This is a genomic window from Peribacillus sp. TH16 (genome assembly GCF_016651095.1).
GTDB lineage: Bacteria > Bacillota > Bacilli > Bacillales > DSM-1321 > Peribacillus > Peribacillus butanolivorans.
Genome location: NZ_JAEKEM010000009.1, coordinates 2,133,934 through 2,158,713, shown reverse-complemented (window position 1 = coordinate 2,158,713; position 24,780 = coordinate 2,133,934). Strand labels below are relative to the sequence as shown.

The 24,780-nt window shown below is 37.0% G+C and carries 26 protein-coding genes; 18 read left to right on the top strand and 8 right to left on the bottom strand.

Annotation, left to right across the window (positions count from 1 at the left end):
* Window positions 1-35: 35 nt before the first annotated feature.
* Window positions 36-260, bottom strand: coding sequence for a hypothetical protein (locus JFV29_RS24395; protein ID WP_201186929.1), 225 nt, complete (start codon window positions 258-260; stop codon window positions 36-38).
* 362 nt (window positions 261-622) lie between these two features.
* Between JFV29_RS24395 and JFV29_RS24390 the strand changes: the two genes are divergently transcribed.
* From JFV29_RS24390 to JFV29_RS24375, 4 genes are all read left to right on the top strand, one after another.
* The gene (locus JFV29_RS24390; protein WP_201186927.1) at window positions 623-2,116 is read left to right on the top strand and encodes a peptide MFS transporter; all 1,494 of its coding nucleotides are present in this window, start codon (window positions 623-625) and stop codon (window positions 2,114-2,116) included.
* 682 nt (window positions 2,117-2,798) lie between these two features.
* On the top strand, window positions 2,799-3,260 hold the full coding sequence (locus JFV29_RS24385; protein ID WP_201186925.1) for a hypothetical protein: 462 nt from the start codon (window positions 2,799-2,801) through the stop codon (window positions 3,258-3,260).
* A 72-nt stretch (window positions 3,261-3,332) separates the two neighbouring features.
* Complete coding sequence (locus tag JFV29_RS24380; RefSeq protein WP_242486939.1) at window positions 3,333-4,121, top strand: TraX family protein; 789 nt, start codon at window positions 3,333-3,335, stop codon at window positions 4,119-4,121.
* A gap of 167 nt (window positions 4,122-4,288) precedes the next feature.
* Window positions 4,289-4,450: a hypothetical protein gene (locus JFV29_RS24375; RefSeq protein ID WP_201186923.1), complete on the top strand. Its 162-nt coding sequence runs from the start codon at window positions 4,289-4,291 to the stop codon at window positions 4,448-4,450.
* A 66-nt stretch (window positions 4,451-4,516) separates the two neighbouring features.
* On the opposite strand, the gene bioA is transcribed toward JFV29_RS24375, so the two are convergent.
* From bioA to JFV29_RS24360, 3 genes are read right to left on the bottom strand one after another with little or no spacing between them, the layout of a single operon-like run.
* A complete protein-coding gene (gene bioA, locus JFV29_RS24370; RefSeq protein ID WP_201186921.1) occupies window positions 4,517-5,899 on the bottom strand; it encodes an adenosylmethionine--8-amino-7-oxononanoate transaminase in 1,383 nt (460 codons plus the stop codon).
* Window positions 5,892-6,602 carry a dethiobiotin synthase gene (gene bioD / locus JFV29_RS24365; RefSeq protein WP_201186920.1) on the bottom strand — a complete coding sequence of 237 codons (711 nt, stop codon included), beginning with the start codon at window positions 6,600-6,602 and terminating at the stop codon, window positions 5,892-5,894. The genes bioA and bioD overlap by 8 nt, the downstream gene beginning before the upstream one ends.
* Window positions 6,581-7,165, bottom strand: coding sequence for a biotin transporter BioY (locus JFV29_RS24360; protein WP_201186919.1), 585 nt, complete (start codon window positions 7,163-7,165; stop codon window positions 6,581-6,583). Before JFV29_RS24360 ends, bioD begins: the two co-directional genes overlap by 22 nt.
* 244 nt (window positions 7,166-7,409) lie before the next feature.
* On the opposite strand from JFV29_RS24360, the gene JFV29_RS24355 reads away from it, so the two are divergent.
* The 3 genes from JFV29_RS24355 (at window position 7,410) to bioB (ending at window position 9,866) form a co-directional block, all read left to right on the top strand.
* Window positions 7,410-7,601: a hypothetical protein gene (locus tag JFV29_RS24355; RefSeq protein WP_201186918.1), complete on the top strand. Its 192-nt coding sequence runs from the start codon at window positions 7,410-7,412 to the stop codon at window positions 7,599-7,601.
* A complete protein-coding gene (gene bioF, locus JFV29_RS24350; RefSeq protein ID WP_201186917.1) occupies window positions 7,598-8,761 on the top strand; it encodes an 8-amino-7-oxononanoate synthase in 1,164 nt (387 codons plus the stop codon). Before JFV29_RS24355 ends, bioF begins: the two co-directional genes overlap by 4 nt.
* Window positions 8,762-8,900: 139 nt before the next feature.
* Entirely contained in the window at window positions 8,901-9,866 is a 966-nt protein-coding gene (gene bioB, locus JFV29_RS24345; protein ID WP_218973287.1) for a biotin synthase BioB, read from the top strand.
* A 57-nt stretch (window positions 9,867-9,923) separates the two neighbouring features.
* Here the strand turns inward: bioB and JFV29_RS24340 are convergent, their stop codons facing one another.
* On the bottom strand, window positions 9,924-10,850 hold the full coding sequence (locus JFV29_RS24340; RefSeq protein WP_201186915.1) for a helix-turn-helix transcriptional regulator: 927 nt from the start codon (window positions 10,848-10,850) through the stop codon (window positions 9,924-9,926).
* A 149-nt stretch (window positions 10,851-10,999) separates the two neighbouring features.
* Between JFV29_RS24340 and modA the strand changes: the two genes are divergently transcribed.
* Window positions 11,000-11,803 carry a molybdate ABC transporter substrate-binding protein gene (gene modA, locus JFV29_RS24335; protein ID WP_201186913.1) on the top strand — a complete coding sequence of 268 codons (804 nt, stop codon included), beginning with the start codon at window positions 11,000-11,002 and terminating at the stop codon, window positions 11,801-11,803.
* 211 nt (window positions 11,804-12,014) lie between these two features.
* Here modA and JFV29_RS24330 read toward each other — a convergent pair whose 3' ends face one another.
* Window positions 12,015-12,797, bottom strand: coding sequence for a COG4705 family protein (locus JFV29_RS24330; RefSeq protein ID WP_201186911.1), 783 nt, complete (start codon window positions 12,795-12,797; stop codon window positions 12,015-12,017).
* Window positions 12,798-13,159: 362 nt separating this feature from the next.
* Here JFV29_RS24330 and JFV29_RS24325 point away from each other — a divergent pair, with 362 nt between their 5' ends.
* From JFV29_RS24325 to JFV29_RS24285, 9 genes are all read left to right on the top strand, one after another.
* Window positions 13,160-13,858, top strand: a complete 699-nt coding sequence (locus JFV29_RS24325; RefSeq protein WP_201186909.1) for a response regulator transcription factor — start codon at window positions 13,160-13,162, stop codon at window positions 13,856-13,858.
* A gap of 3 nt (window positions 13,859-13,861) precedes the next feature.
* On the top strand, window positions 13,862-15,223 hold the full coding sequence (locus tag JFV29_RS24320; protein ID WP_201186907.1) for a sensor histidine kinase: 1,362 nt from the start codon (window positions 13,862-13,864) through the stop codon (window positions 15,221-15,223).
* A 101-nt stretch (window positions 15,224-15,324) separates the two neighbouring features.
* Window positions 15,325-16,011, top strand: coding sequence for a polysaccharide deacetylase family protein (locus JFV29_RS24315; RefSeq protein ID WP_201188079.1), 687 nt, complete (start codon window positions 15,325-15,327; stop codon window positions 16,009-16,011).
* A 19-nt stretch (window positions 16,012-16,030) separates the two neighbouring features.
* Entirely contained in the window at window positions 16,031-16,630 is a 600-nt protein-coding gene (locus JFV29_RS24310) for a DedA family protein (protein WP_201186905.1), read from the top strand.
* A gap of 258 nt (window positions 16,631-16,888) precedes the next feature.
* Window positions 16,889-18,055 (top strand): MGDG synthase family glycosyltransferase, encoded by a 1,167-nt coding sequence (locus tag JFV29_RS24305; RefSeq protein WP_201186902.1) that lies wholly within the window; start codon window positions 16,889-16,891, stop codon window positions 18,053-18,055.
* 186 nt (window positions 18,056-18,241) lie between these two features.
* Window positions 18,242-18,844, top strand: coding sequence for a DedA family protein (locus JFV29_RS24300; protein WP_098372998.1), 603 nt, complete (start codon window positions 18,242-18,244; stop codon window positions 18,842-18,844).
* Window positions 18,845-19,407: 563 nt separating this feature from the next.
* On the top strand, window positions 19,408-19,845 hold the full coding sequence (locus tag JFV29_RS24295; protein ID WP_201186900.1) for a GNAT family N-acetyltransferase: 438 nt from the start codon (window positions 19,408-19,410) through the stop codon (window positions 19,843-19,845).
* Window positions 19,846-20,435: 590 nt separating this feature from the next.
* Window positions 20,436-20,936 carry a hypothetical protein gene (locus JFV29_RS24290; RefSeq protein ID WP_201186898.1) on the top strand — a complete coding sequence of 167 codons (501 nt, stop codon included), beginning with the start codon at window positions 20,436-20,438 and terminating at the stop codon, window positions 20,934-20,936.
* 146 nt (window positions 20,937-21,082) lie between these two features.
* Entirely contained in the window at window positions 21,083-21,592 is a 510-nt protein-coding gene (locus JFV29_RS24285) for a GrpB family protein (protein ID WP_056521258.1), read from the top strand.
* A 327-nt stretch (window positions 21,593-21,919) separates the two neighbouring features.
* On the opposite strand, the gene JFV29_RS24280 is transcribed toward JFV29_RS24285, so the two are convergent.
* Window positions 21,920-22,930, bottom strand: a complete 1,011-nt coding sequence (locus JFV29_RS24280) for a LacI family DNA-binding transcriptional regulator (protein WP_201186896.1) — start codon at window positions 22,928-22,930, stop codon at window positions 21,920-21,922.
* 292 nt (window positions 22,931-23,222) lie between these two features.
* Between JFV29_RS24280 and JFV29_RS24275 the strand changes: the two genes are divergently transcribed.
* On the top strand, window positions 23,223-23,846 hold the full coding sequence (locus JFV29_RS24275) for a YdbC family protein (protein WP_201186894.1): 624 nt from the start codon (window positions 23,223-23,225) through the stop codon (window positions 23,844-23,846).
* Between the two features lie 228 nt (window positions 23,847-24,074).
* Here the strand turns inward: JFV29_RS24275 and JFV29_RS24270 are convergent, their stop codons facing one another.
* Window positions 24,075-24,698 (bottom strand): glycosyltransferase, encoded by a 624-nt coding sequence (locus tag JFV29_RS24270; protein WP_242486068.1) that lies wholly within the window; start codon window positions 24,696-24,698, stop codon window positions 24,075-24,077.
* Between the last annotated feature and the right edge of the window lie 82 nt (window positions 24,699-24,780).

Here is a 24,780-nt window from a genome sequence, read left to right as displayed (position 1 = left end):
TACTCGTTAATTAAAGACGAACCAAAGTTACGCGATTACAGTAACTTTGGTTCGTCTTTTGATTCCCCAAATTTCATCTGATCCAGTTCAAGCCTCATTTTTTCCGTTTCAATAAGAAAATTTGCGTGTTTAAGTTTTTCGAGTTCTAATTCGTCTTTAATCATATTGTGTTTAGTTTTTGCTTGTTTTTCGAAATGGCTCGTTATGATTCCAATAATGGGAATGGAAAATATCATTATAACTGTTACTAGACCTATCATATTTGTGCCTCCTCGTTTTAAAAAAGTATTTTTTCTATATATATTATACGGTGTATTGAATGGTTTTGGTTGGATTTTTTTTACAATACACTCTTTTTATTTGCTCTTATATTTTTCGAACCCTCTTTTTTTTGCACAGTGTATCTGTTGCGATGCGGTCGGGAAAGTTAGGTATTATATCATTGGTGATTCATCTTTATAGGCAAAATTGAATAGTGGTTTGCCCTTTTGGAGATTGTAAGATCGGTTTTCAAGGTGAGAAGCACTATTTTATTTTGAAAACAATTATTTAAATATACTAAATATTTATTTACAATAGAGCAAATAAAAGTTATTATACAATAATAAAAGGAGGGCTAGGTATGGCAACGATAAATAAACAGAAAATTGTGGATAGTGTACCTCAAAAAGGTTTTTTTGGAAACCCCAAAGGACTATTCACCCTTTTCTTTACTGAGTTCTGGGAGCGTTTCTCCTATTATGGCATGAAGGCCATTCTTGTTTACTATATGTATTATGAAGTTTCTAAAGGGGGACTAGGTCTTGATGAACACACAGCCCTTGCCCTTGTATCCATCTACGGATCTTTAGTATATATGTCCGGTATAATTGGCGGATGGCTTGCCGATAGGATTTTCGGGACTTCAAAATCCGTATTTTACGGTGGTATCTTGATCATGCTCGGGCATATTGTCCTTGCTGTACCAGGCAGTCTCTCCATGTTCTTTGTTTCCATGGTACTCATTGTTCTGGGTACTGGTCTGTTAAAACCGAATGTTTCCAGCATTGTCGGGGAAATATACGCGGAAAATGACGATCGCCGGGATTCCGGTTTCAGTATATTCTATATGGGTATCAACATGGGTGCATTCCTTTCACCGTTTCTTGTCGGTACAGTCGGAATGAATTACAGCTTCCACCTTGGTTTTGGGCTGGCGGCAATTGGTATGTTACTTGGGCTTATCGTCTTTGTTGCAACAAAGAAAAAGAACCTGGGCCTAGCTGGAACTCTTCCTGCTAACCCATTATCGCAAAATGAAAAGAAAACCGTATTCACTAAATTGGGAATAGCTGCATTGATTGTAGCTGCCATCATCGGCATCACTGCCACTAAAGGTATCTTAACGATTAAAACCTTTATTAATCTTGTAGGTATCCTAGGGATCCTTATCCCGACCCTTTATTTCATTTTCATGTATCGCAGCCCTAAAACAACTTCTGTTGAACGTTCACGATTGATAGCCTATATTCCTTTGTTTATAGCAGCTGTCATGTTCTGGGCAATTCAAGAGCAAGGTGCAACTATATTAGCAAATTATGCAGACAAACGGACACAGTTGAATTTTGCTGGAATAGAAATAAACCCGGCATGGTTCCAATCATTGAACCCTTTGTTCATCATTACCCTTGCACCAGTATTCGCATGGCTATGGATTAAACTAGGAAAGCGTCAGCCGACCGTACCTCAAAAATTCTCATTAGGTTTGCTATTCGCCGGTTTATCATTCTTGGTGATCCTGCTTCCTGTTTATTTCGGTGGATCAGACTCATTAGTAAATCCACTATGGCTTGTACTTAGTTATTTCCTTGTAGTGCTTGGAGAACTTTGTTTATCCCCTGTTGGACTTTCAGCAACTACAAAATTGGCTCCGGCTGCATTCTCGGCACAAACGATGAGCCTGTGGTTCCTGGCAAGTGCAGCAGCACAAGCACTAAACGCGCAAATCGTTAGATTCTACACTCCTCAAACCGAAATGGCTTATTTTGGAGTGATCGGCGTTGCTTCAATGATCCTTGGACTGGCTCTGATGGCCTTATCACCAAAGATTCAAGGTTACATGAAAGGCATTCGCTAACACTTAGCCAGCAGTAAGGAAAAAAGGAATAGACTATAAAATGAAGATGACCTCTGAATTAAAGGGGTCATCTTTTTTATTACAATGATTATCATGTTTTGTGCATCCGCCGGAAATCCCTATGTTTGAGTAGAGTGACATCATTCAACAATTGTCGAAAAAAAGGGCATCCAATGTAACCCTTTGCAGAATCCGGAAGTTAGTCTAGAATGTTTTCACATCAGGCTAATTCTTTTATGGAGTCAACGGGCCATTACCATACGCCAGTTGTTCAGCGTTTTGAGAGGTCCTGCTAACAAAACGCGGAAAATATACGCTAAGGAAGGATTAGCTTTTATTTGTATTGGATAAGCGGACGCGGCGATTATCCTATATTCTTCATATCAAAGGTGTATTCACCAAGAAAATTGATATGTTCCCATCTTAATGACGAAATATGTTTTAGTAAAACTTCTCACGATTTCCCTTTTTCCTTCAACAAATTTGTTAGATTTTCCAACCCAATGTCAAAAACTATTACCCTAAATCTCTTCCATTACGGATAGAAGTGTTTGAATTGCCCATATGAAAAGTAAAATTAAAAAATGAAAATAAATTGTAATATATTAAAAAAATTTGAAATAACTAGTAAAATAGATTAATATAGGTTTCGTTGTAAAAATAAAGAAATGGGATTTTAAAAATGAAGAAAATTTCAAAACTAGGTTTCTTATCAATTATGTTAGTAGTTTTAATGTTTAGTAGTACTGTTGCGTTTGCGGAAGAAGGAGAAAGTATTGGTGTAACAACTGAATCACCTGTTACTGAAAGCGGGGGAATTACTGTTTTTGGAACTGGTACTCCAACTACCTCTCATAATTTAGTAAGTAGCGGAAGAATGACATTTTCTGGTTCTGCTCAAGGATCAAATTTATTCACAAATAAGTATTTTAAAGGGAAATCTCAAGTTAAGGTTTATGTAAAGAATAACCATTCTACGAAATTAACCTTAAAAATATATAAAAGCACAAGTATTCTTTCTGTATATTCTGAAACTTTAGATTCAGGACATACATTAACTGCATTTCCATCTGGTTTAGATAAAAATGGACTATACTACATTAAATTTGCAGCTCCAAGTAATTTTAGCGGATATGTAGAATAAATACATATTATAAAACCTGAAAGACTAGAAGTGTCTTTTGTTGATGCTTTTAGTCTTTTTACATGAAACAAAATGGGGAATATTCAAATGACTTCTACACTACTTAAACTAATTGCATTAGTTTCTATGTTTATTGATCATACCGGGCAATTCATCCCTGATACTCCAGAATATTTTAGATGGATTGGCAGGTTGGCTATCCCAATTTTCATATATTGTGTTGTTTTAGGATACAAACATACATCTAACAGAAAGAAATACATGTTACGTTTGTATTTTTCAGGAGTTGCTATGGCCTTTATTAATTTAGGAATTAACATTGCCTATAGCCAAACAGGGGTCATTATCACAAACAATTTCTTTGCAACTTTATTTGTAATTGTTCTAGTAATTTATTTATTGGATAAAAGACAGGTAAAACTATATGCGTACTTTATTTTATGGCAACTGATTAGTACTATCTTATGTGTACTTTTTTCAGAGATTATAGTGATTAATTTTCAGGCAGACCATTTATTTTATGGAGCAATATTAGGAAATATATTCTTTGTTGAGGGTGGTATTTTCTTTGTATTACTGGGTATTCTACTTTATTTAAGTAGAAGTAAAGTAGGAATTACTATTGTATATATCATTTTTCACTTGATTATCTTTACAGCTTACGCTAAATGGGGAGTTGTCAAGGACGGTATTATAAATCATTTATTTCCGTTTAGTGATTACCAATGGATGATGATTTCTGCACTGCCACTATTATTACTCTACAATGGGAAAAAAGGTACTGGATTAAAATATTTCTTTTATTTCTTCTATCCTATTCATATTATAATTCTTTTTTTGATCGGGATAAATCTCCGTTAAAAAGTTTTGGAGTCGCAGGCCCCCTTATCCAATACAAATAAAAGCCAATCCTTCCTTAGCTTAGGAAACTTGGCTTTTTCGTGTCGAAATGTGCTTAGCGTATCAGGTGAAAAAATCATTTTGCAAAAACGTGAAGTATGTATGGAATTTGCCAGAGGAGGTACAGGATGAAAATCCGGCCAATCATATTCTTCATTTTATTAAGTGCAGCCGTGCAGATAATTGGTTTAACAGTTGATTTCCCATGGAAGGGAATCGCACTGTGGACATTATCTGTGATCTTTCTTTTAATGGCAGCGTATTTCACGAAGTCCCCTGCGAAGAACTGAAAATTGAATCGAGAAGGAACCGGAATGAGATATGGTCTTATTCCGGTTCTTTTTGAAAAATTTATATCAGTTTGCTGCTTGAGTCAATCCTTTATGAATGGAGACTTCCTGAATGGCACGGTAGACAGTTTCGACCATAATATTCAGTTCTGTTTCTGACATGGAAAGAATGGGCATCATCGTGATGACGGGGCCAAGTTCCCGTATAATCAGACCATTCTCCCGAGCGTTTTGAATGATGCTTGAAACGATATTTTCTTGGATTGTGAACGGTTCTTTTGTTTGGCGATCTTTAACGATTTCTATTCCAATCATGAGACCGCGCTGGCGGACATCACCGACAATCGGAAGTTCATATAGTGTTTGCAGTTTTTCAGATAGCTGCTTGGCTTTTTTCTGGATGTCTTTGACGAGATCTCGTCTTTCTATTAGTTCGATATTCTTCAGTGCCAGGGCACAGGCTAGTTGATTCCCTGTATAGGTGTGGCCGTGATAGAAGGTTTTATGTTCTTCGGGCTCTCCTAAAAAAGAATTAAAGATTTGTTCGGTCATGATAGTGGCCGCCAGAGGCATATAGCCGCCAGTAATTCCTTTACCGATACACATAATATCAGGGACGACATCTTCTTGTTCACAGGCAAATAATGTACCGGTGCGACCAAATCCTACCGCTACTTCGTCACAAATCAATAATATATTGTACTTCTTGCACAATTGTTCGACTGCTTTTAAAAAGCCAGGAGGGTGGGTAATGATACCTGCTGCTCCTTGAACAAGCGGTTCGATAATCAATCCTGCAATTTCCTCTGCTTGGTCTTGAAGCAACTTTTCCAGCTCATCAATACAATAGTTTTTCACTGCTTCTTGATCCCCGTATTCAGTCATGCGATATGTATAAGGAGAAGGAGTTGGAATCCGTTCAAAAAGGAGTGGTTTAAAGATTCTATGGAATAAATCCATTCCGCCGACACTCACTGCTCCAACTGTATCACCGTGGTACGCCTCGTTCAGGGAGACAAATTTATTTTTATGTTGATACTTTACAGGATCGATATTTTTCCAATATTGATAAGCGACTTTAAGGGAGATTTCTACAGCAGCTGATCCTGTGTCCGAGTAAAAGACTTTCGATAAATGACCAGGAGTAATCTCTGCTAATTTCTTAGCCAGTAATATGGATGGTACATTTGCAGATCCTAGTAGTGTAGAGTGTGCGACTTTTTCAACTTGTTCAATGAGAGCGTTGTTTAGCTCTGGTTCATTATGGCCATGTACGTTGACCCATAATGAAGCATAACCGTCCAAGTACCGATTGCCTTCTACGTCAAAAAGGTAGCTCCCTTCCCCGCGTTCAATGATTAGCGGTTTACTTTCTCGATACGTTTTCATTTGTGTAAACGGATGCCATACATATTCCTTATCCCATTTTTCTAAGTCATGACTATTCATTCTTGAACACCTCTTTTAGTTGTTGGGTAAATTCATGATTACTAAGTAAATCAAGTATGTAGACTCTCAGATCTTTTCTTACGTCGACAAATGTTGGTATGCAGGCGAGGCCAGCGAGTCCTGTGAGCTTTTCAACGGTTAGGATATTGTCACGATGAATTTCATCGTCGGGCCGATAATGGTTATATAAAATAGTTTTAACGCTAATATCATGCAATTTGGCATACGAATGCGTAGTTATGACATTATGAATCGATCCTAAACCGCTTGTAGAAACGAAAATGACTGGCATGTTGCAATCTCTAATTAAATCGGTTGTCATATAGAAACTGTCCGCTCGTTCAATGAGTGGTACGGCCAATCCCCCAGCGCCCTCGACTAACACGATGTCATACATCTGTTCGAGTTCGTGAACTCGTTCCACGACCTTTTGCTCGTCGATTTGTTTCCCTGTTAATTTTATAGCTAAGTGTGGAGATGTTTCTGGTTCAAGCATGTAAAACCCAGGTGCCTTTACACCAAGTTCCTGCTCAAACCAAGAGATGTCGGGGTATGTATTCGTTTCGTGAATCAATCCTGTTTGAAATGGCTTAAATATTGTGACGCTTTTTCCCATTGTTTGGAGAGACATATAGAGTAAACTCGTGGCGACGGTTTTTCCGATATCCGTGCCAGTTCCGGTTATAAAGTAGGCTTGGCCCATGGGTGTTTCAGCTCCTTTATGTTTGTAAATCGTGCAATACGCGGCCTTACTTGCTGAATGATGATGGCACATAGAACACACAGCAACAAATCACCGGGTGCAGGTAGTAAGAAGCCGTAAAAAATTGTCTGGTAGATTGAAAGAGGCGTTTCTACAACCCACTTCATCGCTCCATAAAGCCATATACAGCCAAATAAATAAACAGTCAGCAATGATGCTAGGTTAGCGAAGAAAATGGAACGAATCGTGGAGAGATTAAGCCTGTTAATCAACCATCCATTCACATAGGCCCCGAGTATATAACCAAGCAAATAGCCGAAAGTGGGCTTAAATATATAGCCAAAACCTCCGCCCTCGGCAAACACTGGCACTCCTATAAGACCGATTAAGACGTAGCATAATTGACTAAGTAACCCGAGACGTGGTCCTAGCAGCGCCCCTGCCAAATAGACTGCTAGAATTTGCAGCGTGAAAGGTATGTAGGGAATAGGGATCTTTATAAAGGCGCCAATGGCAGTTAACGCAGTAAATAGGGCCACGTAAGAAATCGTTTTAGCTTTCAAGTTTTCAACCTCCTTTTTTGAAATTGGTAGGTAAAATGCCCACTATTAGTGTGCATGATTTATATTTTATATGTCAACCATTTATTATTTTAGTTAACATATAAAGCGCAATTAAAAATGACAGACTTAGAAAAATATTGAAAATTAGTAATTGAACAATATTTTGTTTGTGTGTTATTATTCATTTTATATGTTAACCATTTTTAAAATATAGTTAACATATAAAAGCTTGGAGGGAACAAATATGACAGGAGAAATGTTAATACAGCATGAACTTTCCAGAGAAACAGCGGTATTTATGGCGCCCTTTTTTTCTGATGAAACAATTCTTCGAAGAAAATCCAGTCATCAGCGAGAATGGCAAGAAGCTCCACTCATAGGTAACGAATATTGGAATCTTGTATATCAATCGGTTTATGAGGTTAATGAAAGATGATTTGGGAGAAGGAACTAGAAAAGATTAAAGAAGGAGGACTTTACAGACAACTACAAACCGTTGAAGCAATGAGCGATCAAGGATATGCCATGGTGAACGGGCACAAAATGATGATGTTTGCCTCCAATAATTACTTAGGGCTTGCCAATGATCAGCGCTTAATCGAGGCTTCTGTTCAAGCGACCCAAAGATTTGGTACGGGTTCTACTGGTTCACGATTAACAACTGGCAATACAATTGTCCATGAAAAACTAGAAAAAAGACTAGCTGAGTTTAAGCAAACGGATTCAGCGATTGTGTTAAACACAGGGTATATGGCTAACATAGCAGCGTTAACGACCCTTGTTGGTAAGGACGATCTCATTTTATCCGATGAGATGAATCATGCCAGTATTATTGATGGCTGCCGTTTATCACGTGCGGAAACTATGATTTATCGTCATGCTGATTTACTTGACTTGGAAATGAAACTCCAGATTAATACCCGCTACAGGAAAAGAATAATTGTAACGGATGGTGTCTTTTCGATGGATGGTGATATTGCGCCATTGCCAGGCATTGTCGAACTTGCCAAGCGTTATGATGCACTTGTTATGGTGGATGACGCACATGCGACGGGGGTTTTAGGCAAAGACGGAAGGGGAACTTCTGAACATTTTGGACTGAAGGGGAAGATAGATATCGAGATGGGGACACTCTCCAAAGCTGTTGGTACAGAAGGAGGGTATATCGCTGGAAGCAGGTCTTTAGTTGACTATGTCTTAAATCGAGCCAGACCGTTTGTCTTCTCTACCGCCTTATCAGCAGGAGTAGTAGCAAGTGCACTTACAGCAGTCGATATCATTCAATCAGAACCTGAACGCAGAGTACGCATTCGAGCCATGAGCCAGCGTCTTTATAATGAATTAACCTCCCTTGGCTACACAGTGTCGGGGGGAGAAACTCCGATTCTTGCCATTATTTGCGGAGAACCGGAACAGGCCATGTTCCTTTCGAAAGAATTACATAAGCACGGAATTTATGCACCAGCTATCCGTCCGCCAACGGTACCATCTGGAACTTCGCGCATTCGATTTACGTTAATGGCGACACATCAAGAAGAACAAATGAATCATGTTATCGACGTGTTCAGAACAATCCGTACCAATAGATACAAATAGGTTGTTTGATTTTCAAGGAAGTTTATCGCGGCGAGGACGTTAAATAAAGTCATAAGCTAGATTCATAGGATGAATGGGATGTACAACATATAAGAAAAGAGGGATAGGTTTGGAAACATTGGTGAAAAAGGACTGGAAGATGCTAGCGGAGAACGTAATCAAAGGATATAAAGTAACAGCAGAAGAAGCACTTGCTATTGTACAAGCACCTGACAACGAGGTTTTAGAGATTTTGAATGCAGCTTTCCTTATTCGTCAGCACTATTATGGAAAAAAGGTTAAGTTGAATATGATCATTAATACGAAGTCAGGTCTATGTCCTGAAGATTGTGGCTATTGTTCGCAGTCAATCGTGTCGGAAGCTCCTATCGATAAATATGCTTGGCTGACCAAAGAGAAGATTGTTGAAGGTGCTCAAGAATCAATTCGTCGCAAAGCTGGCACGTATTGTATCGTTGCTTCTGGCCGTCGTCCGACCAATAGGGAAATTGATCATGTCATTGAAGCCGTGAAAGAAATTCGCGAGACAACGGATCTTAAAATCTGCTGCTGTCTAGGTTTCTTAAATGAAACGCATGCCAGTAAGTTAGCCGAAGCTGGGGTTCATCGCTACAATCACAACTTGAATACATCTCAAGATAATTATAAGAATATTACATCCACACATACTTATGAGGACCGTGTAGATACAGTCGAAGCTGTAAAAGAGGCCGGAATGTCTCCATGCTCGGGTGCCATTTTTGGTATGAATGAGTCTAATGAAGAAGCAGTAGAGATTGCCCTATCCCTACGCAGTCTTGACGCGGATTCTATTCCTTGTAATTTCCTCAATGCGATTGACGGTACACCACTTGAGGGAACTTCCGAGTTGACACCAACTAAATGTTTGAAATTAATTTCGATGATGAGATTTGTTAATCCAAGTAAGGAAATCCGTCTAGCTGGAGGTCGCGAGGTGAACCTCCGTTCCATGCAACCCATGGCACTTTATGCAGCCAATTCTATCTTCGTCGGCGATTATCTAACAACAGCTGGACAAGAACCTACGGCGGATTGGGGCATTATCGAAGACCTTGGTTTTGAAATTGAAGAATGCGCTCTTTAACATAGTAAAAAAACTGCATATTAAACAGGAAGGCTGCTGAATCAGTAGCCTTCCTGTTTAATATGTCTCGTAAATGATAGAGCCTGTCTGGGAAATATCATAATCACCTAAAGCTTTGATTTCAGCTTGAAATGAATTTGATGATAAAATTCGCTTAACAATGTTTATAAGCTGTTCGTTTTTCGGAGATTTTAAAATAACAAGGTCATAACGCTCTGTAATTAATGGAACAAAGTCGATTCCAACGATTTTTGCAGCTTTTTCAATTCCCACACCTACATCCGCTATCCCAGCAGAAACAGCTGATGCCACACTTAAGTGATTGGTCTCTTCGTTATCATATCCTTTAAGATTTTTTGAAGGGATTTTGTGAATCCTTAGCTGCTCATCAAGAAGAATTCGAGCTCCTGATCCTCTTTCTCGATTGATGATGGACAAGTCTTTTTGTTTTAAATCAGTCCAATTTGTGAGGTCTAAAGGATTTCCTTTTTTAACATATAAACCTGCTTTCCTTGAAACCAGATTAAGTAAAATATAAGGATAGCCTACCAAAATCTTTTTTATATAAGGAAGATTATATTCCCCAGTATCTCCATCAAACATATGTAAACTAACGATGTCGGAATCCCCATTGTACATGGATATAAGCCCGCTTAGACTTCCTTTGTTAGAGCGTAATGTTTTATAGTTGGAGTCCTTCTCAATGTGCTGCCCTAGTATATCTAACACCATATCTTGCCCGCTAATGACAAGGTTAAGAGAATCCTTCACATCGTTTCTATGGGGTTCGGCAACAGGAACTGGGGATGTACTGGACTTATTGTTATTAATATACATCTCCAAGTCTTTTGCATCCATTCTCATCTGCCTTCCCACACGGAATACAGGCAGTTCCCCTTTTTTAACAAGATCATAAATTGTCAATTTAGATACCTTTAAAAGCTGTGACACTTCCTCGATCGTATAGGAAAGCTCTTTTGACATGTGCATCCCTCCATTCTTTATTGTAGCTTAGAGTCCTTTGAAAAGTAAATTCACAGTAAAAAAAGGCATTGATTAAAACCTTTTATCTGTTTTATACTAGTTATAATTAGATATAACTAGTTATATCTAGTCAGAAAAGGAGAGAGACTTTGAAAAAAATATATCTTATGATTTTCTCGATTATGCTACTTGTGATAGTTGGCACAGGGTGTTCAAGTGATAAAGAAAAAGGCACAGAAAAGCAGACGCAACAAGCTGACGAGAAAGTAGAATTGACGATGTCAGCAGCCGTGAGTTTACAAGCTGCCTTAAATGACATTAAAACTGCTTTTGAAAAAGAAAATCCAAATGTGACAGTAAACTATAACTTAGGAGCTTCTGGAGCTCTTCAACAACAAATTTCACAAGGAGCACCTGTGGATCTGTTTTTCTCTGCTGCAGAAGATAAATTTGATAAATTAGTAGCTGAAGACCTAATTGAAGAGAAAAATGGAATCGACTTAGTAGGAAATGAACTTGTGCTGGTGGTTCCAAAGGAATCGGATAAAGAAATCAAGAGAATAGATGACATCACAAAGGCTACCAAAATTTCCATCGGTACCCCTGAGTCAGTGCCGGCAGGGCAATATGCGAAACAAACATTAGAAAACCTAAATCTTTGGAAAGAGATTGAAGGTAAATTGGTATATGCCAAGGACGTTAGCCAAGTGCTTACATACGTAGAAACAGGAAATGTAGACGCAGGACTAGTTTATAAAACAGATGCCTTAAACTCAGAAAAAGTTGATATCGTCGCAACAGCTAAGGAAGATTTACACGACCCGATTATTTATCCAGTAGGCATGATTAAGGATAGTTCTCATCCAAAAGAAGCGCAGCTATTTTACGACTATCTTCAAAGCGAAGATTCTATCAAGGTTTTTGAAAAATATGGATTTGAAGATTTGAATTAATGCCGCAGTTTTGTAAAATAAAGATAAATTTCATTCTATAACAAAGGCCACCAATTTGGTGGCCTTTTCTTTTGTTCGCCGGGCATGGGTGCAATCTACAGGGTGGAGTACAGAACCATGAAGGGTGTTTCAAGTAAATGATTGTACTCTTTCCACGAGGTCTGTAACCTGTTCAGTGATGGACAGCTGAATTATCAGAAATTGACTACCTCTACTCCACAACTTTGCTCTCATCTTTTCTTGTTTTGGTCAAATAGAATACCAAGCCTAAGATTATTACGAGGAAGACCAAACTGGTTCCCGTCGTACCTAGACCAAGGCCACCCTTATTACGAGGCTGTGACAGATAGTCGCCAAGAGAGGCGCCGAGAGGACGAGTCAAGATGTAGGCGATCCAGAAGGAAAGCACTGCATTTAGTTTGAAACCGTAGTGGGCGATGGTCACCACCCCAATCAATGCCGCAAACATAAGTGCTGACTTCCAATAGCCCATGTTGAGCCCTTCTGCTATGAGGTCACCAGCTGCAGTACCCAAGGCGAAGGTGAACAAGATGGCCAACCAGTAGAATGCTTCTCGTTTGGACGTGTAGATAGAATGAATGGACAGTGTCTTCTCACTCGCATACCAAGCCGCAAACGTCGCAAGCATCGCAACTGTGAAGATGATAGTTGTCGTCACTAGACTGACCCCGAAATTGTCCACGAGATTGTCGGTAATCAGCGTGCCTACAACGCTAATCATCACTACCGTGAACCAGTAAATACTTGGCACATACTTACTCGCTTTGAATTGGAAGAAAAGCGTTATGATTAAAAGGACACTCATGATTAAGGTTGTGTTGGTCAAGCCCAATTTCAGATTTCCAATCAGAAAGTCTGCGGCCGTCTCGCCCACAGTGGTGGCCATTATTTTGATGATCCAGAAGTAAATGATGACTTCAGGAACCTTGTTCAACATCTGCCGCCCTATGGATGGGCTTTTTGTATCATTCATTTATGAATCCTCCTTATCTTCTCTTGGTTTATTTCGTTTTCTATAAAACCTTATTGGCTGGTTTTATTGCTCCCTAGATTCACTATATCGAGTCAACCTTAACGCAACTTGAAAAAAGGATTAAAAATCAATTAAAAAGCGAAATTAAAAGCAAAATAATGCTAAATTGTAGAAAGAGCATTTCAATAATTAGTAAAAGCGAGTAAAATGCAGGACTTTGGAGCAAATATAGAAGGGTATTGAATTATAAGCGGACGACAATTTTCTGTATTTAGGATGGAACTAATATTCCTAGCTAAATTCAATAAATACATGTGGATGTGGCTTCCTTTCCATATTGCACTCAAGTAGGAGGATTTTAAATGAAACAGCGTATTTTGGTTGTAGAAGATGAAGTCCAGATAGCAACGATATTAAAGATAGAACTCGAGTACGAAGGGTATGAAGTGCTTGTGGCCCATACTGGTAAGGCGGGGTTGGAAGCTGCATTACAGGGGGAATTAGATTTAATACTTTTAGATGTTATGTTACCTGAGATGAATGGTATTGAAGTTTTAAGAAGAATACGAAATGAGAACACCTTACTGCCGATCATCCTATTAACAGCTCGTAATATTACGATGGATAAGGTGACGGGACTAGATCAGGGAGCCAATGACTATATAACGAAGCCTTTTGAAATCGAGGAGTTATTGGCAAGAATACGTTCTTGTATTCGTCAGAATTCAATAGCTGCCAAAGCTTCAAAAGAACAGGAATCGATCTTATCAATTAAGGATCTATTCATTAATCTCGATACTAGGGAGGTTAACAGGGGCGATTTTTCTATAGCGTTAACCCCGAAGGAATTTGATTTACTCGTTTATTTACTATCCAATAAAAATAAAATAGTGACACGAGAAAATATCCTGATTAATGTATGGGGTTATGAGTATGAAGGGGAGACCAATGTAATCGATGTGTATATCCGTCATTTAAGAAAGAAAACAGAAGAAGGTTTTTCTGATCCAACGATTATTCAGACGGTAAGAGGAATTGGCTATACAGTAAGGGAGAATTAAGTAATGAAAATTACTACAAAAATTAACCTGATTACGACTGCTTGGATACTCTGTGTGTTGGTTGCCGTTAATGCTGTTGTATTTATTTCTTTTATGAAAATTACTGTAAACATGGAAGAGGATATATTACTTCACAAAGCGCAAAATATTATTGCTGAAATTCAAAAGGATGATTCTCCTCAAGAGATAGAAAAAAAATTAACCACATATTTAACGAATCATTCATTTATACGGATCATTCAACCTGATTCTCAAATTAGTAGTGAAGTATCCAGTGACCATTATTTGCTTACTAAATTTAAAGGAGAATTTTCAAGCGAACAAGAATCGCAAAGAAGTACAATTAGACAAGCGCATAAAGAAGAGCAAATATTAATTGTTAGGGTTCCTATCCTATCTAAAGGTAAAGTTGTTGAAACATTAGAAATTGGAGATAGATTACTAGGACTGGAATTAGGGAAGGATGTATTACTTTCCATTCTGACATTTTGTACGCTATTAGGGGCGGGGTTATCGTTGCTAGGCGGCAGGTGGTTATCGAATGTAATTATGAGACCTATTTCCAATATGATTAATACGATGGAGGATATTGAACAAAGCGGTATACCAAAAAAAATCATCATCCAACATGAAACAAAGGATGAACTGCAAAAAATGGCTGTTACATTCAATCGGATGATGGGCAGATTGGATGCAAATTTGGATAAACAGAAGCAATTTATTTCGGATGCTTCTCATGAAATAAAGACCCCGCTTACGATTATAAAAAGTTATGCTGATCTACTGCGAAGACGTCGTATACAAAACGAAGAGAAAGCACTTGATGTTATAGATGTAATTCATTCAGAGGCAACCCGTATACAGAAAATGACGGAAAGGCTGCTAGAATTAGCCGATACAGAATTGGAAAATACTTTAGATTATAAATCATTGAATGTAATAACTTTATGTCAGAACGTGTTTAATCAATTCAAAGAAGTCTATGATCGGGAAATAGACTTTCATTATCAAGAAGATTCCATTATGGTTATAGCAGATGAATTGAAGATAAAACAGGTGATCATTATCCTTTTAGATAACGCAATCAAATATAGTACAGACAAAATTGATGTGTATGTAAAGGATCAGCTATACTCTACGGTCATTAGAGTAAAAGATTATGGGATTGGAATACCTGAGAATGAAATAGAAAATATCTTCGAACGTTTTTACCGGGTGGATAAGGCTAGAAGCCGGGAGACAGGTGGAACAGGGCTAGGTTTGTCGATAGCCAAAAATATAATGAATCAACATAATGGGGAAATTAAAGTGGTTAGTACCGATGGAAAAGGAACAGAGGTGGTATTGTCCTTACCCAAAAGATAATCTGCTTCTTGCTAAATTCAGACTTGAATGGATGAAGAAGGTGCAAGATAATTTGCCGCTAAATACAAGAATGAGGTGTTCTGTGAGTGACACATATAGGGATGATTAGCTTGAGTATCTTATTATTGCTATTTCTCGTTTATACGATTGTTCCTACGGTATTTATTCGTGTATGCGGACTGGGCATAACCAAAAATATCAAGAGGAATAATAGGATAGCCTTAACCTTTGATGATGGACCTAACCCTGAATATACGACACAATTGCTTGACCTTTTAAAAAGGTATAAGATAAAGGGTTCGTTTTTTGTTGTGGGCAGTAAAGTGAAAAACAACCCTGATATCATTAAACGAATGCATGAAGAAGGACATACAATTGGAATCCATCATTTTGATCATATTTCAAGCTGGGTCCTTTCGCCATTTCATTTAAGGAAACAGTTAGATATGACTGAAAAGGCCATAATGGAATGTACACATGAAAAAGTCACTTTTTACAGACCTCCATGGGGCCATTTTAATATTTTTACGCAAATAGCCAGTAAGAAATATCAAGTGATCATGTGGTCAGACATTTTCGGAGATTGGAAAGTGGAAACATGCAAAAATGACCTACTTGATCAATTGCGAAAAACGTCAACAGAAGGTTCCATTCTCCTGCTCCATGACTGTGGGGAAACCTTGGGGGCGGATAAAGAAGCACCTCGATATATGATTGAAGCCTTGGAAGTTTACCTACAAGAAACAATAAAAAAGGGAACACAATTTATTACATTAAAAGACTTATAAACTGATTCGAGGGGATTTTATGAATATAGATAGTATCTTACATTTTATTGACTTATATGGCTATCTTATCATTTTTCTTTTTTTATTCATGGGCATTGTGGGAATTCCCGCCCCAGAAGAATCTCTTCTGTTTCTAATCGGAGTCTTGATTGGACAAAATAAGCTCTCTTTTGGTTTAGCTACGCTGAGTGCATTTCTTGGAGCCTTTATGGGGATGCTTATCGCTTATGTATGTGGGAAATACGTTGGGTATCATTTTATAAAAAAATTTGGAAAATACGTGGGCATTACAAATGATCGCTGGGAGAAAGTACAGGGAAAGTATATGAAAAATGTTCAAAAAACAATTGTGTTTGGATTTTATCTACCAGGAATAAGACAAATTAGTCCGTATTTTGCAGGAATAAATCATATCCCCTTCTGTAAATTTCTCTTCTTTTCCCTGCTAGGCACGGTTCTCTGGACTGTCCCTTTTATAGTGGCAGGGTATTATTTGGGCAATGCCTTTCATATAAATCCGGAATATGTTCCACTTTTAGGTGTCGTATTCATAGTTTTTTTATTGATATACGTTTCTATCAATTATATGAAAAAGAAAAAAAAGAATGCCCGAAAATAGGCCTACTTCTTAAGGATGATTCCCGTCCCGATTGGAATAACCAGTTTCTACAATTGGTTTTCTAATCGGGCTATTAAGTTTAGAGATGGGGACTTAAGATACCTTGAACGTATCATTAAAAATTGATTAAAAAGAAAGTTTTTAACAAAATCAGTGATATATTGTAAGAGGAAAAAAGCTCTTGAACATGCAAATAGTCTTTTTTCTTAGTATGTAATCATCGTATTAAAAGAATGATTTCTATAGGAGATGACATATATGAAGAAGGTTTTGTTTTTACCTCTCTTTCGCATGCAGTCAGGACATCATCAAGTTGCAGAGGCCTTAATGGATATGGTAAAAAAACATACAAGCGGAGTTACTTTGAAAAAAGTGGATCTGTTAAGTTATACAAGTAACTCTTTAGAAAAAATGATAACAACTGGTTATTTGAAATGGATCCGTTATGCACCTGAAACCTATAATCTAGCCTATAAAAACCTTTTTTACGTTTCCTTGCCGAAGGAACGTTCCTTTAAATGGTATCAACATATATTCTTGAAGAAAATGGAACAATTGATAGCGGAGGAAAAGCCAGATTTAATTGTGTGTACACACGGGTTCCCTTCCTATCTCTTAAGTCAGTTGAAAATAAAAGGGAAATGCAATATCCCAATTATCAACGTATATACGGATTTCTTTATTAATAATGTGTGGGGAAGCAAGGGGATTGATTTTCATTTTCTTCCTACCCAGGAATTGAAAGAAAAGCTAATAATCAAGAATCAAATACCGAAACATAGTATGATGGTAACTGGTATTCCTGTGCATGAGGAAATCACTAAAAGAGCCCGTGGATTAAAAAACGCAGATCGCCCCAAAATTTTAATTTCAGGAGGAAACAGTGGTCTGGGTGGGATATTGAATTTAGAAGATGAGTTAAAGAAATCAACCGACTGTGATTATTTTGTACTTTGTGGTAACAACAAAAAGCTATATGATGCAATCGATACGTGGAATTTAGCTCATATTAACCCATTACCTTATATCTCATCAAGGTCAGAAATGAACAAACTTTATGAAGAAGTGGACGCCATCATTACGAAACCCGGCGGTGTCACCATTAGTGAAGCACTTCGAAAAAGGCTACCGATTTTTGTTCATTCAATGCTTCCAGGACAGGAGGAAATTAATCTACAGTATTTAAAAGACCATAAACTTGTATTTGAACTCAATCACAATTTATCATTTGAAAAACAAATACTCAGTATATTAAAGGACCATAAAAAAATGGATCAGTGGGATATATCCATCGAATCTTATCAAAGGGAAATAGAGTTGGAAAAACCTGAGGGAATGGTGGAAGTAATGAAATTGATCCTTAATCTTAGACAAGCAAGTAAGCCGTCATACCTAACCAATCAGTCAAAAGTTATTTATAGCTAGGGATAATTCAGTTAAAGTACATGGTGTTAAAATATCTGTTCTGTATTTGATGAATCAGCTGGAAGATTCGTTTAATCCAGCAGCAAATTGTAGTGGGCGCCATTGGGTGATCTACAAGGGGAATTATCAACAACGGTCGAGATTTTTTTAAGAGAAAAGCTGAAAATGAAAGAGGGAAGCTGAGTTATGAACGACTTTATCCAATCTATTCTACTTACACTTATGGATTATGGGTACCTTGGAATTACCCTCGGTCTTATGATTGAAATCATTCCAAGTGAAATTGTATTATCTTATGGAGGCTTTTTAGTATCCCAAGGAAACATCAGTTTTGTAGGGGCGGTTATTGCCGGAACAATTGGTGGAACCATCGCTCAGATCTTTGTTTATTTAATCGGATATTATGGTGGAAGACCATTTTTAGAACGATACGGAAAGTATATTTTCATACACAAGAAACATATTGAGCTATCGGAATCATGGTTTACTAACTATGGACCAAGTGTCATTTTTACGGCTCGGTTCATTCCGGTTGTCAGACATGCTATTTCGATACCAGCAGGGATTTCTAAAATGTCTTTAATAAAATTCACGAATTATACGCTACTAGCCGTACTTCCATGGTCTGTGCTTTTTGTATTTCTCGGGATGAAGTTAGGAAGCAATTGGGGACAGATTAATGAGATGGCCAAGCCCTATATCCAGCCAATCGCAATAGTTGCGGTTCTTATTATTGCAGGAATGTTCATTCGCGGGTACATGAAAAAAAAGAAAAACAAAGCCTTATGAAGTTTATGGATTTAAGGAAGGGTTGTTATGGAACATAATAGGATACTTACAAAAGCCTTTATAACAACAGAAACCGAACCGATAAACGTGAAAAACTTCACAACGAATCATCGATATTGACGGTAATAGCCTTCCAAGGGGACATTCGATGGAAGCAGTTGGGTTTTATAATATAAATTAATTAAAAAGACCACCAATTTGGTGGTCTTTTTAATTAATTTATGGGGAAATAGATTGGTATTTCTTCCTTTATTTTGAAACTTTATCATCCGTAATCCGTATATAATGTGAACGATAGTAGTGAAAGTGAAAAATCAACAAGGCCACATTTAAGAAAACACCATTTGGAATGGATGGGGTTAACGGTCGTTGTTTGGTTTCCTCATAACATTAAGATTCCTTTATTTATAAATTTGATTAAGGGAAGGAATATAGAAGCAATAGAATACTTATAAATAGTATAGAAAATGTATTAGTAATATTTTTTAATAGGACAAATATTCAAATGGCAATGGAACTACTTAACTAACATGTACTAGCCCTTAGAAAGGATGCTTTCATTCATGGAAATAAGGAAACCAACTGATTATGAACTTCAAAAGGTCTTATCACTTTCGCCACAAGCTGTTTTTGACGGCACATTAGGTGAAGTGAAGCCAACTAATCAAAAAATCAAACAACTTGTTGAACCACTGCTTGAAAAAGGGAGTTATTATGTCATTGCGATAGAAGAAGATCAACTAATGGGGTGGATTCTATTAGGAGCAAGTAAAGATCAGTTTACGGATAAGATGAATGGATTTATTTATGAACTGTTTGTAATAGAAGAATACAGAGGGAAAGGTATTTCTAAGAGATTAATGGAGTCAGCAATTGATTTTCTAAAACAAGATGGGCATTCTGAAGTCCGTCTAAGTGCTTTTGCCCAGAACAAAGCTATTAAGCTCTACGAAAAAATGGGCTTTAACATCAGAACACTTACGATGAGTTTGCCGTTATGACTCTTTCAGAGGATGTTTCGTAATAGAGGAATATGTACTTGGAGGATTGCTTAGTTGACTATGGGCTGATAATCCTGATAAAAAAGCAGATTTATTACATAAAAAAGGATAGTAATTAACCGTCCTAAAGCTTTTATCTATTAGTGTCAGACCTATTTACAGGGGGGATAAAAAAAGTGAATGAAGCAATAATTAGTTTTCTTATTATTGTAATGTTGATCATTGCGTTCACATACGGTCTCATAAGACAAATACGGCAAATAGTTAGTATCAGAAAAGGAAATAAATCAGATTATGTTCATTACAAAAGAACAGTAGTTGGAAACTATCTGAGTTGCATTTCATATGCGGGTTTTCTTATTGCCTATATCTTAAATGTACTTCTTGCATCACGTATTATACCTAGTGTATTTTTTACAAGTGATAACACCAGTTTCAGTTGTTTTATTTTTTTTGCCTTACTATTGATCGCGAAATTTGGAATTATTCCTAATGATTCAAAACAGAGGGATTTACAGAATTGATGATGTCAGAGGATGTTCACTATTAATATTCTTGTTATACAAATACGTTATTAAGAAAGAGGAAATATGAAAAAAATTCCGCTAACACTATTAATCATCGGAATATCCATTACCTTTGTCTTAAGCTTTGCCATGCCAGAGTTGGCAGGCAAAGTAAAAAACGATATAAGCTCTATGAAAATCCTATACTCATACAGCGTTACAAAGTCATTCTTGGAACAAACTGAAGAAACAATCGAAATGGCATCTGTACCTCTGGGTAAAGTAAAGACCCAAGATGTTAATATCCGCACAGATGTTCAGCTTGAAGAAACACCACTAAATATTCAGGGTGTAGTGAAAGAAAACCTAAACAAGCCAGAAGAGTACAAACACGAAGTCACCTTTACTGGCCCCGAAAAAGGGTTTACCTACCGGAAATATTATCTTACCAAAAATTACGATAAAGGAACTTACACAGTTATTCGGACTAATAAAATAACTGGAAAAGAAAAGGAGTATGCCGGAACGTACTATGAACCGAGTGCTCAGGATCCTATCATCGCGTGGTCACGTGACAAAAAGTAAAAAAGGTATGTGATTAGATGATAACTCTTATTACTACGTTTATCCCATTTTTACTATAGATAAAAACGATAGTCTAAAACAAGCCCCCCATTCTAGGGGGATATTTTTAATTAATGAACATGATTAACATGAAAGTCAGAGGAAAAATGGAAAAACCAGTTACGATTGAGAATTACAACCCAAATTGGGTTACTGAGTTCGAACATGAAAAAGCGAAGATTAAGGAAGTCCTAAAGGACAAACCTATTTGTGTTGAGCACATTGGGAGTACCTCTGTAAAAGACTTATGCGCAAAACCAATTTTGGATATAATGGCAGGCGTTCAACATTTAGATGAAGTGGACAAGTTTATTGATCCATTAAAAACAATTGGCTATGAGTTTGTCGCACATAAGGAGTTTCCTGAAAGGCGTTTTTTTAGAAAAGGCCAATGGAGAGCGGGTACACACCATTTGCATATCTACAAATTCGGAAGTGAAGAGTGGAATAATCATCTATTATTTAGGGATTATTTAAGCACTCATCCTGATATTCGTAAACAATACCAGCAATTAAAACAAAACTTATCTCAAAAGCATCATTTAGATAGAGTGGGATATACTCAAGCAAAAGCCCCATTTATCCGATATGTCATAGAAGAAGCAAAAAAAAGATAAATATTATGTGATTAAAAGGATATATCATTTCAATCTTTTTAGCGACCATTTTAGGTTCACTTCTCCTTACGATGGGACCAATTAATTGGAGGGATGGTCGTAGATTGTTTTTTTAGAGGTTATATTCACTTAACAAGATCAGTAAAAAACTTGAACTGTCAAAGTCTATGAAGTAAAAGCTGTTTATGAAGAGTACTGAAAGAAAAATCAAATCTAAGAGTCGTTCGCTTTTCGGGTTTTACATGTTCTCTATTATTCCATGGCAGATGTAACGGCAGTGTATATAAACTGCCGTTTTTGTGTGTGAAATCTTATGGTAATAGCCTTTTAGCATGAATTTCGAACAATAAGTTCCGGGGCAAACCGATATGTAATGAACGGAGCCTGAACAGGATTAGTTATCCGGTCCAATAATAATTCTGCTACTTTGATTCCCATTTGTTGAATAGGTTGTCCAATTGTTGTGATAGAAGGTTCATAAAATTCCGAATAGGCGATATCATCAATACTGATAATGGCTACTTCATTAGGAATCGAGACTTTTTGCTTTTTCAAATAGCTAAGGATTTCACGGAGCACTAAATCATTTCCTGCTACTATGGCTGTTGGAGGCTTTTCTGTATCGAATATTTGGGCCAATTTTTCTTGAATTTGGTTTTTGTGTAAAGAATAGATATCATCTTCTCTGACTTCAAAATCATAAGATGCCATTGCTTTTTTAAATCCTTCGATTCTTTCCAACCTTGGCGTGATAGGGATATCAATCGGTAAGGTTAAAAACGCGATATTTTCGTGTCCTTTTTCAGCTAGCATGGATACAGCTAAAAAGATTGCAGCGTGATTGTCTAAAAGGACGGAATCAGATGTCACGCCATCAACTAACCGATCAACGAATACCATAGGAATCGAATGATCGATTAGATAATTATAGACTTTAAAATCATTTCCTACTGGAAAAATAATGATTCCATCTACTTGCGTAGAAACCAGCAAATCAAGGTATTCTTTTTCTTTCTCTGGATCATCAGCAGAGTCACAAATGAATACCTTCATGCCGTGCTGCCGAAACTGTTCTTCCACGGTACGAATAATTTCGGTGGACAAAGTATGTAAAATATTAGCTACGAGAATGCCTATGACTTTTGTTTTTTTTACTTTTAAATTTCTAGCATTATCATTGGGACGAAAGTCAAGTTCTTGGATGACTTGCTCGATTCTGTCTTTGGTTTCAGCACTCATATAACGAAAACGTTGGTTGATATATTGAGAAACCGTACTTTTGGAAACACCGGCCTTCTCAGCAACATCTGATATAGTAGTTTTCTTTTTTTTATTCATGGCGTTCTCCTAGAGGATATTATTTCTTGAAAATGGATACCTTCATCATAACAAAGGAGCATAATGATTCCAACGCCATTCTTTAACATGAACAGGGATCTATTTTGTTATACGCTGGATTTAAGAAACACCCTTAGCGCTTTTGGATGCACAGAAGCATAGTCAGCTAAATCAAAGTTTGGATGCAGAATTTCCATCGATGATTATATAAACGGTAAAAATGATTTAATAAAAGAGATAGATAAAAAAGCAAAAGTTGGGTGAAATCTATAAATAAGTAGGTGGATCAAATATGTTAATAAAGTGGATAAAATGCCAAGTGAATGAGGAAAACAAGAGTTCATTTTCTAACGCACAAGAGGGTTGGGGAGATTTGAAACAGTTAGATGGATTTATAGGCCAAATCGGGGGATGGGATAAAAACAATCCGTTTGAAGCAGGCATTATTTCTTTCTGGAGAGATGATCGTTCTTACCAAGCATTCATGGAGCAACAGCATGATGGAATTTTCGAGAAGAGTAACCAAAGAAATACTTATTCCAATATCTCTGTTCAAATTTTCGAGAAAATGTTTAATACAAGCACAACAGACATGACAGATTTTTTAAGTAAGGGAAGTCTTCTTCGAGTGGCAGATTGTTTTGTAGAAACAAATAAACAACTTGAGTTTGAGCACATGCAAAAAGAAGTATGGAACAAAGGGATGATGGCTTCACCAGGAATGCTTGCTGGAGTATTTGCTGAAAAGAAAAATGGAAGATATCTGGTCGCTTCATTATGGGACAAGGATTGTTCACATCAATGGTATGTGGACAATAAAATGCCTGCCTTAATTCAGAGTTCTGGAGTCAAGGACCCTGCAATAAGGATTACAGGAAGTTTATTAAAAGTTAATCCAAAATGGATCGTTTTTTGAATGATCAGGATGTTTCCTTAAATCCAAAGTAGGTTCAGGTTGAATCTAAGTTGCCCATAAACAATGGTATTGTTCAACAAGCTTTACGAAGTTTACGAGATGAAACAGATAAACGGGGTTTAGCTCAAGTATCTGCGAATCTACCCCTTTAGGATACCCAGCATATTAAATCCCGACTTTATCTTTGAAAGAAAGAGATAGAATCGGGATTTGTTTTTATTAGATGTTTTAAAACTTTTTTGGGAATTGCTTGATAATCCCTTCTGTTAGGGTGTCTGCCAATTTAATAATATGATCTTCACCTTTATCAAAAGCAGAAATTTCCGCATCTGTATCCTTTTTAATTCTTGATACAACTTGGTCTGTAAGCAATTTTAAATGTGTATATAGCAATTCCTTTAATTCATCATTGCTCCAATTTGGATTGGCTTTACTAAGAAAAAGAGCAATATCATCAGCATTTTTATACCATTCAGCATTAAATATTTTCAGATTTTCCTGGTTTCCGCTTTTTGCTGCATCCACCACTTTTCCTGCAAGAACGATGTGCTCCCTTAACAGTTCAGCTAGTTTGTTGCCGGCTGCATCGCCATAATAAGGTTTGATTGCATTTCCTATATCATCCTGATTTTTTAATAACCTAGTCAGTACCTTTTCTTTGTCATCCAAATCTGATAAGGCACTTACCATATAGCTTCTTGTCCATATAGTATGGTCGATCCAAAGTTTCTGTAAAGTATGTTTTAGCTGTTCCGATGATTTACTAATACATTGTCTTTGTTGAGCCCCTTTTCCTTTTGCCTCAGTAGTTAGAGGAGAAAAGATCAAAGCAAAAGACATAAACAAGATCATTAACTTTAAAAACCGGTTTTTGATAAAAACCATCCCCTTTATAGAAATTTACATGCTCTATTATTATTTGATTAATTTACAG

Coding starts and splice junctions, on each gene's coding strand:
- JFV29_RS24310 (WP_201186905.1), top strand. CDS start 16,031: ATGAATATAGATAGTATCTTACATTTTATTGACTTATATGGCTATCTT.
- JFV29_RS24270 (WP_242486068.1), bottom strand. CDS start 24,698: ATGATCTTGTTTATGTCTTTTGCTTTGATCTTTTCTCCTCTAACTACT.
- JFV29_RS24315 (WP_201188079.1), top strand. CDS start 15,325: ATGATTAGCTTGAGTATCTTATTATTGCTATTTCTCGTTTATACGATT.
- JFV29_RS24330 (WP_201186911.1), bottom strand. CDS start 12,797: ATGAATGATACAAAAAGCCCATCCATAGGGCGGCAGATGTTGAACAAG.
- JFV29_RS24290 (WP_201186898.1), top strand. CDS start 20,436: ATGAAAAAAATTCCGCTAACACTATTAATCATCGGAATATCCATTACC.
- JFV29_RS24275 (WP_201186894.1), top strand. CDS start 23,223: ATGTTAATAAAGTGGATAAAATGCCAAGTGAATGAGGAAAACAAGAGT.
- JFV29_RS24390 (WP_201186927.1), top strand. CDS start 623: ATGGCAACGATAAATAAACAGAAAATTGTGGATAGTGTACCTCAAAAA.
- JFV29_RS24295 (WP_201186900.1), top strand. CDS start 19,408: ATGGAAATAAGGAAACCAACTGATTATGAACTTCAAAAGGTCTTATCA.
- JFV29_RS24300 (WP_098372998.1), top strand. CDS start 18,242: ATGAACGACTTTATCCAATCTATTCTACTTACACTTATGGATTATGGG.
- JFV29_RS24280 (WP_201186896.1), bottom strand. CDS start 22,930: ATGAATAAAAAAAAGAAAACTACTATATCAGATGTTGCTGAGAAGGCC.
- JFV29_RS24355 (WP_201186918.1), top strand. CDS start 7,410: ATGACAGGAGAAATGTTAATACAGCATGAACTTTCCAGAGAAACAGCG.
- JFV29_RS24285 (WP_056521258.1), top strand. CDS start 21,083: ATGGAAAAACCAGTTACGATTGAGAATTACAACCCAAATTGGGTTACT.
- JFV29_RS24340 (WP_201186915.1), bottom strand. CDS start 10,850: ATGTCAAAAGAGCTTTCCTATACGATCGAGGAAGTGTCACAGCTTTTA.
- bioB (WP_218973287.1), top strand. CDS start 8,901: ATGCTAGCGGAGAACGTAATCAAAGGATATAAAGTAACAGCAGAAGAA.
- JFV29_RS24385 (WP_201186925.1), top strand. CDS start 2,799: ATGAAGAAAATTTCAAAACTAGGTTTCTTATCAATTATGTTAGTAGTT.
- JFV29_RS24305 (WP_201186902.1), top strand. CDS start 16,889: ATGAAGAAGGTTTTGTTTTTACCTCTCTTTCGCATGCAGTCAGGACAT.
- bioF (WP_201186917.1), top strand. CDS start 7,598: ATGATTTGGGAGAAGGAACTAGAAAAGATTAAAGAAGGAGGACTTTAC.
- bioD (WP_201186920.1), bottom strand. CDS start 6,602: ATGGGCCAAGCCTACTTTATAACCGGAACTGGCACGGATATCGGAAAA.
- JFV29_RS24395 (WP_201186929.1), bottom strand. CDS start 260: ATGATAGGTCTAGTAACAGTTATAATGATATTTTCCATTCCCATTATT.
- JFV29_RS24375 (WP_201186923.1), top strand. CDS start 4,289: ATGAAAATCCGGCCAATCATATTCTTCATTTTATTAAGTGCAGCCGTG.
- JFV29_RS24320 (WP_201186907.1), top strand. CDS start 13,862: ATGAAAATTACTACAAAAATTAACCTGATTACGACTGCTTGGATACTC.
- JFV29_RS24380 (WP_242486939.1), top strand. CDS start 3,333: ATGGGGAATATTCAAATGACTTCTACACTACTTAAACTAATTGCATTA.
- bioA (WP_201186921.1), bottom strand. CDS start 5,899: ATGAATAGTCATGACTTAGAAAAATGGGATAAGGAATATGTATGGCAT.
- JFV29_RS24325 (WP_201186909.1), top strand. CDS start 13,160: ATGAAACAGCGTATTTTGGTTGTAGAAGATGAAGTCCAGATAGCAACG.